This window comes from Streptomyces sp. NPDC059875 (assembly GCF_042731085.1).
Taxonomy (GTDB): domain Bacteria; phylum Actinomycetota; class Actinomycetes; order Streptomycetales; family Streptomycetaceae; genus Streptomyces.
The window spans coordinates 134,197-148,033 of sequence record NZ_JBHWJZ010000008.1 but is presented as its reverse complement, the minus strand read 5'-3'; the positions used below and the strand labels follow the sequence as shown (position 1 = coordinate 148,033).

The 13,837-nt window shown below is 70.8% G+C and carries 11 protein-coding genes and 1 riboswitch; of the genes, 3 read left to right on the top strand and 8 right to left on the bottom strand.

The annotated features are described in order from the left end of the window. Positions 1 to 23: 23 nt before the first annotated feature. The 6 genes from ACFV9D_RS12755 to thrC form a co-directional block, all read right to left on the bottom strand. Complete coding sequence (locus ACFV9D_RS12755) at positions 24 to 593, bottom strand: GNAT family N-acetyltransferase (protein WP_385144615.1); 570 nt, start codon at positions 591 to 593, stop codon at positions 24 to 26. Then, entirely contained in the window at positions 590 to 1,057 is a 468-nt protein-coding gene (locus ACFV9D_RS12750) for an SRPBCC family protein (protein WP_385144613.1), read from the bottom strand. Before ACFV9D_RS12750 ends, ACFV9D_RS12755 begins: the two co-directional genes overlap by 4 nt. Before the next feature lie 116 nt (positions 1,058 to 1,173). Continuing rightward, positions 1,174 to 2,802 (bottom strand): chaperonin GroEL, encoded by a 1,629-nt coding sequence (gene groL / locus ACFV9D_RS12745; protein WP_385144611.1) that lies wholly within the window; start codon positions 2,800 to 2,802, stop codon positions 1,174 to 1,176. Between the two features lie 313 nt (positions 2,803 to 3,115). Beyond that, positions 3,116 to 3,319: a cold-shock protein gene (locus ACFV9D_RS12740; protein WP_005315736.1), complete on the bottom strand. Its 204-nt coding sequence runs from the start codon at positions 3,317 to 3,319 to the stop codon at positions 3,116 to 3,118. A 415-nt stretch (positions 3,320 to 3,734) separates the two neighbouring features. Next, positions 3,735 to 4,013, bottom strand: a complete 279-nt coding sequence (locus ACFV9D_RS12735) for a MoaD/ThiS family protein (RefSeq protein ID WP_361857748.1) — start codon at positions 4,011 to 4,013, stop codon at positions 3,735 to 3,737. 28 nt (positions 4,014 to 4,041) lie between these two features. After that, complete coding sequence (gene thrC / locus ACFV9D_RS12730; RefSeq protein ID WP_385144927.1) at positions 4,042 to 5,355, bottom strand: threonine synthase; 1,314 nt, start codon at positions 5,353 to 5,355, stop codon at positions 4,042 to 4,044. Continuing rightward, positions 5,349 to 5,505, bottom strand: a riboswitch (SAM riboswitch). It overlaps the preceding gene by 7 nt. Before the next feature lie 121 nt (positions 5,506 to 5,626). Here thrC and ACFV9D_RS12725 point away from each other — a divergent pair. From ACFV9D_RS12725 to ACFV9D_RS12715, 3 genes are all read left to right on the top strand, one after another. After that, entirely contained in the window at positions 5,627 to 6,598 is a 972-nt protein-coding gene (locus ACFV9D_RS12725; protein ID WP_385144609.1) for a glucosyl-3-phosphoglycerate synthase, read from the top strand. 56 nt (positions 6,599 to 6,654) lie between these two features. Further along, positions 6,655 to 8,154: a hypothetical protein gene (locus ACFV9D_RS12720; protein WP_385144607.1), complete on the top strand. Its 1,500-nt coding sequence runs from the start codon at positions 6,655 to 6,657 to the stop codon at positions 8,152 to 8,154. Between the two features lie 72 nt (positions 8,155 to 8,226). Next, positions 8,227 to 9,666 carry a trehalose-6-phosphate synthase gene (locus tag ACFV9D_RS12715; protein WP_385144605.1) on the top strand — a complete coding sequence of 480 codons (1,440 nt, stop codon included), beginning with the start codon at positions 8,227 to 8,229 and terminating at the stop codon, positions 9,664 to 9,666. On the opposite strand, the gene ACFV9D_RS12710 is transcribed toward ACFV9D_RS12715, so the two are convergent. Both ACFV9D_RS12710 and ACFV9D_RS12705 read right to left on the bottom strand, forming a co-directional pair. Continuing rightward, positions 9,657 to 10,085 (bottom strand): DUF4913 domain-containing protein, encoded by a 429-nt coding sequence (locus tag ACFV9D_RS12710; RefSeq protein WP_385144603.1) that lies wholly within the window; start codon positions 10,083 to 10,085, stop codon positions 9,657 to 9,659. The genes ACFV9D_RS12715 and ACFV9D_RS12710 overlap by 10 nt on opposite strands. 35 nt (positions 10,086 to 10,120) lie before the next feature. Beyond that, a complete protein-coding gene (locus tag ACFV9D_RS12705) occupies positions 10,121 to 13,828 on the bottom strand; it encodes a trypsin-like peptidase domain-containing protein (protein WP_385144601.1) in 3,708 nt (1,235 codons plus the stop codon). Between the last annotated feature and the right edge of the window lie 9 nt (positions 13,829 to 13,837).

Sequence of the window (13,837 nt, the reverse complement as noted above, 5' to 3'; positions counted from 1 at the left end):
CCACCCCCACGATCCCGTTCCCCTCAGCCTTCCCCCGCCCCCGGCCCCCGAAGCGTTCCGCCCCGCACCCTCCCGTACATCACCATGTCCCGGCGCTCCCCGCCCACTTCCTGCCAGGACCGCAGCACCCCCTCCCGTACGAAGCCCGCCCGCTCCGCCGTCCGGGCCGAGGCATCGTTCCAGGGTTCGACGAGCAACTGGAGGCGCGGGATGCCCAGTTCACCCAGTGCCCACGCGCTCACCGCCGTCAGCGCCGCCCCGGCCGCGCCCTCGCCGCGGCAGGACGGGGCGATCCAGTAGCCGAGGGTCGCGCGGCCCTCGGTGAGGTCGCGGAGCCAGAGGCCGATCATGCCCACCGGCCGCGCGTCGCGGCGCCGGACGATGACGAAGGGGTAGCCGGCAGCGGTCTCGGAGCGGGTCCACTGGCGGCGGACGAACGCCTCGCCCTCCGCCTCCGAGTACACCGGCGGGACGGTGGTGATCAGCGGGATGTACGGGTCCGTCGACGCCTCCTCCACGAGGGGCAGGTCGGCCCGCTCCCAGCGGCGCAGTTCAAAGGCCCCGGCCGCCAGCCGGGGAACGATCAGGCTCACATCGTGCGAAGGTACTCGGCCAGCCGGTCGTACTCCTCCTTCACCCCGTCCTCCATCCCGGTGGCCAGCGCCTGGTCCCGGATCTCCGTCGACGGCCAGAGCGACGTACTTGTCAGGGCCGTGCCGCCGTCCGGGGTGTCGTCGAAGGTGAGGGTCACATGGACCGGCGGACCCGGCATCAGCTCGAAGGTCTCCGTGTAGACCAACCGCTCGCCCGGGACGATCTCCTCGTACGCCCCCGAGAACACGATCTCCTGTCCGTCCGGCGCCTGCTGGCCCCAGCGCCAGGCGCCGCCGATCCGGAGATCGATGTCGCAGACCGTCGTGGTCAGGGCGGCGACCCCGTACCACCGGCGGACGTGCTCGGGCTTCGTCCACGCCTCCCAGACGCGGGCGGGCGGGGCGTCGAAGGTTCGGGTGATGACCAGCTCGCGGTCGGTCGGTGTCGTCAGCAGCGTGATCATGGATCGCTCCCGCCTCTGGGGACTCTCTTCCCAGCATCACCCCGAACGCCCGAGGGCGGCACCCCCAGCAGGGAGTGCCGCCCTCGTCGTACAACCAGGATCTACCGAGCCGTGGCTCAGAAGTCCATGTCACCGCCCGGCATGCCGCCCGGAGCGGCCGCGGAGGCCTTCTCCGGCTTGTCGGCGATGACGGCCTCGGTGGTCAGGAACAGCGCGGCGATCGAGGCCGCGTTCTGCAGGGCGGAGCGCGTCACCTTCGCCGGGTCGATGATGCCCTCGGCGATGAGGTCCACGTACTCGTTGGTCGCGGCGTTCAGGCCGTGGCCGACGGGCAGGTTGCGGACCTTCTCCGCCACGACGCCGCCCTCGAGGCCGGCGTTGACGGCGATCTGCTTCAGCGGGGCCTCGAGGGCCAGCTTCACGATCGCGGCACCGGTGGCCTCGTCGCCCGACAGGTCGAGCTCGAGCTTCTCGAAGACCGAGGAGGCCTGGAGCAGGGCCACGCCACCACCGGCGACGATGCCCTCCTCGACGGCCGCCTTCGCGTTGCGAACGGCGTCCTCGATGCGGTGCTTGCGCTCCTTGAGCTCGACCTCGGTCGCGGCGCCGGCCTTGATGACCGCAACACCGCCGGCGAGCTTCGCCAGGCGCTCCTGCAGCTTCTCGCGGTCGTAGTCGCTGTCCGAGTTCTCGATCTCGGCACGGATCTGGTTGACGCGACCGGCAACCTGGTCGCTCTCGCCGGAGCCGTCGACGATCGTGGTCTCGTCCTTGGTGATGACGACCTTGCGGGCGCGGCCCAGCAGGTCCAGGCCGGCGTTCTCGAGCTTGAGGCCGACCTCCTCGGAGATGACCGTGCCGCCCGTGAGGATGGCGATGTCGTTCAGCATGGCCTTGCGGCGGTCGCCGAAGCCCGGAGCCTTGACCGCGACGGACTTGAAGGTGCCGCGGATCTTGTTGACGACCAGGGTCGACAGGGCCTCGCCCTCGACGTCCTCGGCGATGATCAGCAGCGGCTTGCCCGACTGCATGACCTTCTCCAGGAGCGGGAGCAGGTCCTTCACGGAGGAGATCTTGGAGTTGACGATCAGGATGTACGGGTCGTCCAGGGACGCCTCCATACGCTCCATGTCGGTGGCGAAGTACGCCGAGATGTAGCCCTTGTCGAAGCGCATACCCTCGGTGAGCTCCAGCTCCAGACCGAAGGTCTGGGACTCCTCGACGGTGATGACGCCTTCCTTGCCGACCTTGTCCATCGCCTCGGCGATGAGCTCGCCGATCTGGGTGTCGGCGGCGGAGATGGAGGCCGTGGAAGCGATCTGCTCCTTGGTCTCGACATCCTTCGCCTGCTCGAGCAGGGCGCCCGAGACGGCCTCGACGGCCTTCTCGATGCCGCGCTTGAGGGCCATCGGGTTGGCGCCGGCGGCCACGTTGCGCAGGCCCTCGCGGACGAGCGCCTGGGCGAGGACGGTCGCGGTGGTCGTACCGTCACCGGCGACGTCGTCCGTCTTCTTGGCGACTTCCTTGACCAGCTCGGCGCCGATCTTCTCGTACGGGTCCTCGAGCTCGATCTCCTTGGCGATGGACACACCATCGTTGGTGATCGTGGGGGCGCCCCACTTCTTCTCGAGGACGACGTTCCGGCCCTTGGGGCCAAGGGTGACCTTGACGGCGTCGGCGAGCTGGTTCATCCCGCGCTCGAGACCGCGCCGTGCCTCCTCGTCGAACGCGATGATCTTGGCCATGTGAAGTGGTCCTCCCGGACATGGGGTGGATAACGCTCCAGGACCGCGCCGACGCCCGCGACGGACGGCCTGCGTACCCGATGGTTCCTTGCCCCACCTGGCCGCGGACCTCGTCTGCCCGATCCTCGTAAGCACTCTCACCTTCAGAGTGCTAACGCCAATGATTAGCACTCGGCCCATGCGAGTGCAAGCGACTCCCACAGATCGGAAGGGGCCCACGGGGGGACTCCGGACACGCACGAGGGGTCCGCATCCTGGTCAGGATGCGGACCCCTCGGCGTGAGTGCGTACGTGGTGGCCGATCGCGCCGTGCTCAGACGGCGAGCTTGACCATGTCCGCCTGCGGACCCTTCTGGCCCTGCGAGATCTCGAACTCGACCCGCTGACCCTCTTCAAGGGTGCGGTAACCGTCCATCTGGATCGCGCTGTAGTGGACGAATACATCCGCACCACCGTCGACCGCGATGAAGCCGTAGCCCTTCTCCGCGTTGAACCACTTGACGGTGCCCTGAGCCATGCCTAACTCCCCTATTACTGGCCCTTGCGCGGGACCGCACTTCGCGGACCCGGGTCAGACCCTGCGCCGGAACGCGTCGACCGCGGCTGAATGTATCTGCCCAACTGCCCTCTGCAACAGGTCAATCGGACGAGAATTCTGGGCACGCCGTAAAGGAGAATTGAGGAGAATTCACTGAATTCCGGGGCAAGTCGGGCCCGGCAAAGTGCGCAGAAGGTACACAACACTCGAACACTTTGGCTGCATCTTGTCGGGTGCGGACGCATTCTCATATGCGTCTGGCACAAGCAGCGGAGAGGAGCCGGGGGGACTTCCCCAACTCTACCGCGCTCAACCATGCAGAATTGCCCCCTCCGCTTACTCGCGGAGGGGGCAATTCAGATGACCGTGGGTAACTCGAAGCGGTCCGTGTGGTTCAGCAGCCGCCGGCGACGGCCGGGATGATCGAGACTCCGGCGCCGTCCGGCGTCGCCGTCTCCAGACCCTGCTCGAAACGGACGTCGTCGTCGTTGACGTACACGTTCACGAAGCGGCGCAGCTTGCCCTGGTCGTCCAGGACGCGGGCGGCGATGCCGGTGTGGTTCTTCTCCAGGTCGGCGATGACCTCGGACAGGGTCGCGCCCTCCGCCGGGACCTCGGCCTGGCCGCCCGTGTAGGTACGGAGGATCGTGGGGATACGGACCTTGACGCTCATGTGGTGCTGCCTTCCGTAACGAGGGGGGTCAGTGGGCCAGGCCGGCGTCGCGGAACGCGTCCAGGCTCGGCTTGATGGTGGCGGTCGCCTGCGAGGTGTCTGCCACCGCGTCCAGGGTCTTGAGGCCGTCACCGGTGTTGAGCACGACCGTGGTGAGGCTCGGGTCGATGAGACCGGCCTCGATCAGCTTCTTCGTCACGCCGACCGTCACGCCGCCCGCCGTCTCGGCGAAGATGCCCTCGGTACGGGCCAGGATCTTGATCGCCTCGACGACCTGCTCGTCGTCGACGTCCTCCACCGCACCGCCCGTGCGGCGCGCGATGTCGAGGACGTACGGGCCGTCGGCCGGGTTGCCGATCGCGAGGGACTTGGCGATGGTGTTCGGCTTCTGGGGCCGTACGACGTCGTGGCCGGCCTTGAAGGCCGTCGACACCGGGGAGCAGCCCTCGGCCTGGGCGCCGAAGATCTTGTACGGCTTGTCCTCGACGAGACCGAGCTTGATGAGCTCCTGCAGACCCTTGTCGATCTTGGTGAGCTGCGAGCCGGAGGCGATCGGGATCACGAGCTGGTCGGGCAGGACCCAGCCCAGCTGCTCGCAGATCTCGTACGCGAGCGTCTTCGAACCCTCGCCGTAGTACGGGCGCAGGTTGACGTTGACGAAGCCCCAGCCCTCGCCGAGCGGGTCGCCGATGAGCTCGGAGCAGAAGCGGTTGACGTCGTCGTAGTTGCCCTCGATGCCGACGAGTTCACCGCCGTAGACGGCGGCCATGACGACCTTGCCCTGCTCCAGGTCGTGCGGGATGAACACGCAGGAGCGGAAGCCGGCGCGGGCGGCCGCGGCGCCGACGGCGCCGGCCAGGTTGCCGGTGGAGGAGCAGGACAGGGTGGTGAAGCCGAAGGCGCGGGCGGCCTCGAGGGCCTGGGCGACGACGCGGTCCTTGAAGGAGTGCGTCGGGTTGCCGGAGTCGTCCTTGACGTAGAGCTTGCCCGGCTCGACACCCAGCTCGCGGGCGAGGTTGTCGGCCTGGACGAGCTTGGTCCAGCCCGGGTTCAGGTTCGGCTTCTCGGCGACGTCGGCGGGGACGGGCAGCAGCGGGGCGTAGCGCCAGATGTTCGCCGGGCCGGCCTCGATCTGCTTGCGCAGCGCCTCGGGGTCACCGGTGGGAAGGTCGTACGCGACTTCGAGCGGGCCGAAACACAGCTCGCAGGCGAAAATGGGGCCGAGGGGGAACTTCTCACCGCATTCACGACAGGAGAGTCCGGAAGCCGGACCGAGGTCAACCGTCTGAGTGGTGGTGGAAACAGTCTGTACAGCCATGGAGGCGAGGCCCTTTCTCCTCATCTTTCCCATGACGAACGTCGCCATGAGACGGATTTGGCACCTTCCCTAGCCGGGAGCCTCGCGGGCGCAGTGCGACGACTGCGGACGAGACCGACTGGAGGGTTGCCGGGGCTTCAACGGGCCGTTTCCCTCTGCCCCTCTGGATGAGCGGTATTCGGTTGTAGGACGCGGGTGGCACCCCGACATGCATCGGGCTTCCGCGTTGTTCAAGACTGTAACCGAAGGCATGGACGCTTGAGATGGTCGTCCGAACCGCGAGATGGAGATCACCTTGCTGGATGAAGTGGAGCGCTGGCTGGCCCGGCGGTCCTGGTCCGTGGCAGACCGTCCGCTGGAGCAGCTGCTGGCCGCCAAGCGGGGCACGACGGTCAGCGTCGTGCTGCCCGCGCTCGACGAGGAGGCGACGGTCGGCGACATCGTCTCGGTGATCCGCCGCGAGCTGATGTCCGAGGCGGTCCCGCTGGTCGACGAACTCGTGGTGATCGACTCCGGTTCCACCGACCGTACCGCGGAGGTCGCGGCGGCGGCGGGGGCGCGGGTGGTGGCGCGGGACGAGATCCTCCCGCGGATACCGGCCGTGCCCGGCAAGGGCGAGGTGCTGTGGCGGTCACTGATGGTGACCGACGGTGACATCGTCTGCTTCGTCGACGCGGACCTGAGGGACTTCTCCGCCGACTTCGTCACCGGCATCGTCGGCCCGCTCCTCACCGAGCCGGACGTCGACTTCGTGAAGGCGATGTACGACCGCCCGCTCGGCACGGAATTCGACGGGCTCGCCTCCGGCAAGACTCCAGGCCAGGGGGGCCGGGTGACGGAGCTGGTGGCCCGCCCGCTGCTGAATCTGCACTGGCCGCAACTGGCCGGTTTCGTCCAGCCGCTGGGCGGAGAGTACGCGGCGCGGCGCTCGCTGCTCGAGAGGCTGCCCTTCCCCGTCGGTTACGGAGTGGAGCTGGGCCTCCTCGTCGACGCACTGCACACCGTCGGCCTCGACGCCCTCGCCCAGGTCGACGTCGGGGTCCGCAAGCACCGCCACCAGGACGGGCAGGCGCTCGGCCGGATGGCGGCGGCGATCTACCGGACGGCGCAGCTGCGACTGTCCCGCGGACATCTGGTGCGGCCGCGGCTGACGCAGTTCGAGCGGGGTGACGGGAAGGGCTTCACGCCGCGGACGTACGCCGTGGACACCGAGGAGCGGCCGCCGATGCTCGACATCACGGAGTACGCGCACCGCCGCGTGGCGTAACACCAAATGATGACGCATTTTGCCTAAATTTCCGTTTTATGCGGTTCACATATCGAATGACCATGCTTGCGGTGCTCGGCTCGCTGTCCCTCGCCGTGGCCGGTCCGGCCGGTCCGGCCACGGCGGACGTGGTGGAGCCCTTCGGCAAGCGGTACGAGGAGTCCCTGTACGGCGACTTCAGGACCATCGGCAACACGGTCATGGGCTGCCCCACCGCCCCTGCCGACCTGGCCGCGCGCTGTGTCGCCGCCGCCGCAGGCCAGGGCGGCGACAACAACAACACCTTCGTCATGGAGCGGATCAACACCGCCTCCATGGCCGACGGCTACGGCTCCAGCACCGGCCGCGTGGAGATCCCGGCGGGCGCGAAGGTCGCCTACGCCCGGCTCTTCTGGGGCGGCAACGACGGCACGTACAAGGGGCCGAGCGGGGCGCAGCTGGGGCGCTGCGACATCTCCGGCGCCGACGTCGTGCCCTCGGCGGGCGACCACGCGACGACCGCGCCGCACATCCGGGTCGGCGCGGGCGCCGAGACGACGGTCTCCATCGACTCCATGGTCACGGACCCGCCGGACACCAGCGGCCCGCACTACTACACGGGCGAGTCGGACGTCACCGCCGCCTTCGCGGGCGTACGCGGCGGCGACACGCAGGTCGCCGTCGGCAACATCTGGGCGCCGAACGGCAAGGGCTGCGTGGCGGGCTGGTCCCTGACGGTCGTCTACGAGTTCCCCGGGCCCGAGGCGACGCACGCGCCGGACCGCCGCCATGTGTACGTCTACGGCGGGCACGTGCTCCAGCGCTCCACCTCCCCCGCGACGACGGTCACCGTGGACGGCTTCCACCGCACGACCGGCAAGGCGCGGGCGAGCGTCACGGCGTACGAGGGCGACTGGAACACGCCGGGGGACAGGTTCCTGGTCGACGGCAGGAACGTCGCCGAGGCGCACACCGGCAACACGAACAACTTCTTCGTCAGCGAGGACGACGGTGCCCTCGCGCCCGAGCTGACGAACAACCTCGGCATCGACGCCAAGGCCTTCGACATCCCGGACGGGGCGATCCCGGTCGGTGCCCGGTCGGCGGAGCTGACCTTCACCACGACGGGCGACACGTACGTCCCCTCCGGGCTCGCCTTCTCCGTACCGGTGAAGGACCCGGTGAGCGGGGACGGCAAGCTCCTGAACAGCGTCGAGGTGGAGTCGCCGCGCTTGAACTGCGGAGACGGCAGCGCGGACCCGGCCTGCGCGGTGGCGCCGGTGATCACCCCGCCGAAGCCGGACCCGAGCCCCAGCCCGACGCCTTCGCCGACGGACCCGGTGGATCCGTCGCCGTCGCCCTCGGAGTCGGCGACCTCGCCCACACCGATCCCCTCGTCGCCGCCGGCCCCCACCACCCACCAGCCGCGCCCGATCCCGCCGCACGGCCCCGGCGGCTCGATGGCCGAGACCGGCAGCAGTGATGAACGGCTGTGGCTGCTCGGCGGTGTCGCCCTCGCCCTGGCGGCGACGGGCGTGGTGGCGAAGGCGGCGCTGCGCGGCCGGCGCGAACACTAGGCGCGAAGGCGTGGATTCGCCACACTTGTATACGTACGTTTGAGCGTTTACGTGACGGGCTAGGTTCGCGACATGGCTTCTGTGCTTGTGGCGTCCAATCGGGGTCCGGTCTCGTACGCCCTCGCCGCCGACGGCACGCTCAGTGCCCGGCGCGGCGGGGGCGGCCTCGTGTCCGGGCTGAGTGCGGTGTCCTCGGAGGACAGCGTGTGGGTGTGCGCGGCGCTCGGGGACGGCGACCGCGAGGCGGTCCGGCGCGGGGTGTCCGAGCCCGGCGTACGGATGCTGGACATCGACCCGGACGTGTACGCCGACGCGTACAACGGGATCGCGAACTCGGTGCTGTGGTTCCTGCACCACCACCTGTACGACATCCCGCACGAGCCGGTCTTCGACGCGGAGTTCCGGCGCCGCTGGGAGTCGTACCGGACCTACAACCGGGCCTTCGCCGAGGAACTGGCGGCCCAGGCGGCCGAGGGCGCGGCGGTCCTGGTGCAGGACTACCACCTGGCGCTGGTGCCGGGGCAGCTGCGGGAGCTCCGTCCCGACCTGCGGATCGGCCACTTCACGCACACGCCGTGGGCGTCGCCGGAGTATCTGCGGATGCTTCCGGAGGACGTGCGCGAGGAGCTGCTGTGGGGGATGCTCGGCGCGGACGAGCTCGGTTTCCACACCTGGGGATGGGCTTCCTCGTTCATCGCCGGGGCGCAGATCGACAGTGCGGAAGGGGCGGCCGACGGGCACTGGCCGACCGGCGACCCTTGGCGCGGGGTGCACCACCGCCGCGCGGGCGGCGAGCCCCGGCGCACCCGCGTCCAGATCCACCCCCTGGGCGTCGACGGGGACGATCTCCGGGCGCTCGCCCACACCTCCGAGGTCGACGACCGCCTCGCCGCGCTGCGGGCCGACGTCGGCGACCGGATGACGATCGTGCGCGTGGACCGTACGGAGCTGTCGAAGAACGTGGCGCGCGGCCTCCTCGCCTACCGGGAGCTGCTCCAGGAGCACCCGGAATGGCGGGGGAAAGTCGTTCACCTGGCCTCGGCCTACCCGTCCCGCCAGGACCTGGCGGTCTACCGCGCGTACACGGCGTCGGTGGCGGAGCTGGCACAGGGGATCAACGCGGAGTTCGGCACGCACGACTGGCAGCCGGTGCTGCTCTCGGTGAAGGACGATTTCCCGCGCTCGCTCGCGGCCTACCGGATGGCGGACGTGGCGCTGATCAACCCGGTCCGCGACGGGATGAACCTGGTGGCGAAGGAGATCCCGGTGGTGTCGGAGGCGGGCTGTGCGCTGGTCCTCTCGACCGGCGCGGGGGCGTACGACGAGCTGCGCGAGGACGCGCTGACGGTCAACGCCTTCGACGTCTCCGAGACCGCGCGCGCCCTGCACCGGGCCCTGACGATGCCGGCCGCCGAGCGCGCGGACCGCTCGAAGCGCCTGGCCGCGGCGGCGACGGCGCTGCCGCCGCAGCAGTGGTTCCTGAAGCAGCTGGAGGCGCTGCGTCAGGTCTGATCCCGGGGCCGGTCGGCGGCCGACAACGAGAACGCGGGGTGGTCCCACATCTCCGGCGGGGCAGGGTTGTTCGGCAGTTCGCCCAGCGCGTCGCTGTGCCCGTCGGTGCCCGTACACAGCGCGAACGGACCCCAAAGAGGGTTCAGCAGGGTAGCCAGGTGGGGATCGGCGTGGTGCACCCACCAGCTCGTCAACCCCAGAGCCGGGTCCGTGCTCAGGTACTCGAAGGCACGCCAGAGTGCGGCGAGACGGGCGACCGCCTCGGGGTGCCGCCACCAGTCGGCGCACCAGGCGAGGTGCTCCCCGTCCACCCGGCGGCGCAGGATCACGCACAGGTACTCGCCGACGAACTTGTCCAGGGATTCGAAGATGAGCTCCGGTTCGTCGTCCGTCTCCGGCGCGTCCTGACCCTCTGCCATGTGACCTCTCTCCTTCAGGCTCTTCTTCCGGCTCTTCAGAAACCGTGCAATCCGTACCGGTGCCGCAGTTCGGCGGCCTCCGTCCACCGTCCACAGGCCGTGAGGAGCATCACCCACATGCTCGCCGCGCCCTGGAGGTTGGCGTCGGGCCTCGGCCGTCGGCTGTCGGCGAGGAGCGCGTAGATCTCGGTGGCCTCGCGGGCGGCGGGAAGCCCCCGCAGGTACTGGCGCATCCCGCCCTCGGTGAACGCGGATTCGGCGGAGGCCCACAGGTGCCAAGCGAGCGACCCACGCATCTCGGGCGATCTCCGCGCCGCGGCACGGAGGATCTCCACGGCACGCTCCCGATCGGCACGCGCATCGCCGTAGCGGCCCTCGGACTCCTTGATCGTGGCGGCCAGCCCCAGACAGGTGGCGTAGTCGCTCGCCACGAGGTCCGGTGCGACGGTCCAGCACGGCGCGTACCGTTCCAGCGCCTCCCGCACGGACTCCTCCGCCTCCCGCCTCCGCTCCGCCTCGTTGAGGTACCAGCCGAGCAGATAGCAGGCGAAGGCGAGGTCGGCTTCGGCCGCGGACGGCTGGGCCGCCGCGAGAAACCGCCGGACCTCCACGCAGTCGCGGATCGCGTCGATCGCCTCCTGCGTCCGTCGCGACGAATCGTGCAGATACCGCGCCAGCTTCTCGAGGTCGTTGGCGTGCCGTTCGCCGTACAGCGCCGCGTTGTCCGCGTACAGCATCCGTCCGAGTGCGACCGCATTCGTCACCGCTTCGATCGCCTCGTCCGTCCGCGACAGCTGCCACAGGCAGTAGGCCTGGTTGCTGTGCAGCAGCCGTAGCGAACCACCGCTCACCAGCGGGGGGTCGTCCAGCTCCGCGTGGATCGCCAGCGCTTCGTCCAGAGTCCGCAGAGCCTCCTCGTCGGGCTGACTCGCCGCCAGGTTCACCAGCGCGCCGGCGAGACCGTGTCCGTATGTGTCCGGGTTGCCGACGGCAAGTCGACGCCGGAGGCGCACGGACTCCTCGGACGCGGCCTTCGACTTCACCTCGTCCGCGCCGGCGCGCCAGTAGTGGTAGGACAACGCGTGCAGCGCGCCGGCCAGCGACGCCAGATGGGCATCCGGGTTCTCCCTGGCCAGCCTCCGCTCGACGGTGAGCGCGCGTTCGGCCGTGGCCGACCCCTCCGCCGTGGCCCCCATGAGCGTCTGACTGTTGGCCAGGACACGCAGCGCGGACGCCCAGAACGGCTCGCGCGCGGGGTCGCCGTCCGCCAGTGTCCGACGGATGCGCACGGCCTCGCTCGCCAGCGGTACGGACTCCTCCGGCCTGGCCGCGTCCTGGTACGTCCTCGCCAGAAGCAGCAGCGCCTTCGCCAACGGCTCCTGGCCCACCTCCGGTTCGGCTTCCGCCACGTGCCGGCTCAGCCTCACTGCCTCCTCGGCCAGCGTCAGAGCCTCTCGCCACTGCTCGAGCCTCCAGTACAGGGTCGCCAGGGGCACCAGCACCTCCGCGAGCCGCCGCTCGTACGCGATGCTCCCCGCCCTCGGCTCCGCCCGCCGCAGGGCCACCGCCTCCTCGGCCGCCTTCAGCGCCGCGCGCCAGTCACCGACCGCGTCCCTGCGCTCGGCCAACTGCCCCAACGCCCAGGCGAGTCCGTCCTCCTCCCCCACCCCCTCGCGATACCTCCGCACCAGCCGATCCGTGAGGCGGACCGCGAACCGGGCGAGCGCGTCGGAGCTCGGGGGCAGCGCCGCCGCGCACGTCCTGAGCACGTCCACGCCCAGCAACGGCCCGTCCACCAGCGCCCCGAGCCGCCCCAGCACCACATCCCGCTGTCCCGTCCGGCCACCGTTCGCGTGGGCCACCACCGCACGGGTCAGTACCGTCATCGCCTGCACCTGCTGAGCGGCCGTCGCGCCGGCGATCAGCGCGGGCAGCAGCCCCGGCACCTCACCCACGACCCGCGACGCCTGGAACTCCCCGACCCGGTCGGGCTGCAGCATCCCCCAGTACGCGTCGTGCGCCGCCGGATACAGCCGGCGGATCGACTCCGCCAGCTCCCACGCCCGGACCGGGCCGAGCCCCGGCACCCGGGACACCACCGCCATCGCCTCGTCCTCGTCGGCCGCGCCGCACAACGTGGCCGCCGCGACGATCCGGCGCAGGAGCGGCATGGGCAGCGGCTGTTCGCCGCGCGCGGCGAACGCGCGCGCCCAGTAGCGCTCCTCGTGGCGCAGGAGGGTCGCCTCGACCGCCTCGCCGGGTTCCGGCACCAGGGGCTCGGGGCCCGCCTGGAGCAGCGCCGCCAGGGCTTCCATCTGCACGTTCAGGGCCGTGGCGTAGCGGCTGCCGGTCAGGTCGGCGGGGGCTTCGACCCGGTCGGCGACGGCGCCCCAGTCGTGCCCCTCGTGGCCTTCCGTCCGTCCGAGGAGGCCCGCGAGTCCGTGGAGTGCCGCGTCGAAGGCGGCGCGGCGGTCCTCGGCGGTCACGTCCAGCGGGCCGAGTTCGTACGTGAGGGCGGAGGCGAGGATCTCGTGGGTGGCCGCGCTCGTGTCGTACGGATCGAGCTGCCAGCCACCGGAGGAGCGGGCGACGAGCAGGATCCGGACGGTGCGGCCGGCTGCAGCCACCTTGCGGGCCTGCTCGATGAGACGGCGGATCCAACGGGGGCGGGACTCGGCGTAGTCCACGACGAGGAACAGGTTCCGGGTGCAGGCGCCGATCACCGCCAGTCCCTCGTCCGTCGCGGACCCGGCTCCCGCACCCTGCCAGGTCTCGTCGCCGAGATCGGCGCGCAGGAGGCCGCCGGCCCAGCCCGGTTCCTTCATGACGGCCGCCGCGAGCCGTCTGGCCAGTCGGCTCTTGCCCTGGCCTCCGGGACCGGTCAGGACGCGGACGGTGAGGTTCGGGCCGCGGGCCCCGCTGGGGCCGAGGCACCAGTCGAGGAGTTGCCGCCACTCCGACTGCCGGCCCCGGAACGGCGTGGCCTCGACGTCCGCGCGGAGCAGCATCGCGGGGGAACGCAGATCCCGCTCGGGCACGGTCGGTTCGAGGAGGGGGGCGAGCTCGGCGGGTTCGGCGACGGGTTCGGGGCCGGCCGGCGACCGGCCACGCAGGGCGGTGCGGAAGCTCTCGTCGGCGAGGAGTTCGCAGGCGCGGGTGGCGACGAGCCGGGAGCCGGCGGGCGCGCGCCGGTCGCGCCGGATCACGCCGAGGAGGAGGTCGCCGCTGAAGACGGGGGCGCCCGACATGCCGGCCCAGCCCGCACCGGCGCCGTCCCCGGCGGGGAGCGGGTCGTCGCTCAGCAGCTCCCAGCGGCGGGCGGAGCCGACCGTGCCGGGGCTGATCCTTCCGGTGAGGTGTTCCTCGTGGCGCCGGCCGGCCGCCGGGACGGCCTGCAGGCGGGGAAAGCCGTACGACTCCACGGGGTGGGCGGGCCGGGCGGTGACCAGGTCGCCCCAGCGCAGCGGTGCTCCCAGGTCGTGCCCGTCGGGTTCGGCCACGGCGAGCAGCGCGGCGTCGACGATGTCGTCGTACCTGATCCACACCACGGTGGCCGCCCGCCGTCGCCCGGCCCCGGTGGCCCAGGGGAACTCGACGGCGGCCGGGCGGAGCCGTCCTTTGTCGGTACGCAGGAGATGCGCCGCGGTCAGGACGAGTCCGGGGCCGATGAGCCAGCCGGTCCCGAAGGAGCCGCCCGCCCCGTCATCGGACCCGTGGACCTGCACCACACGCTCGAACTTCACAGCCACCCC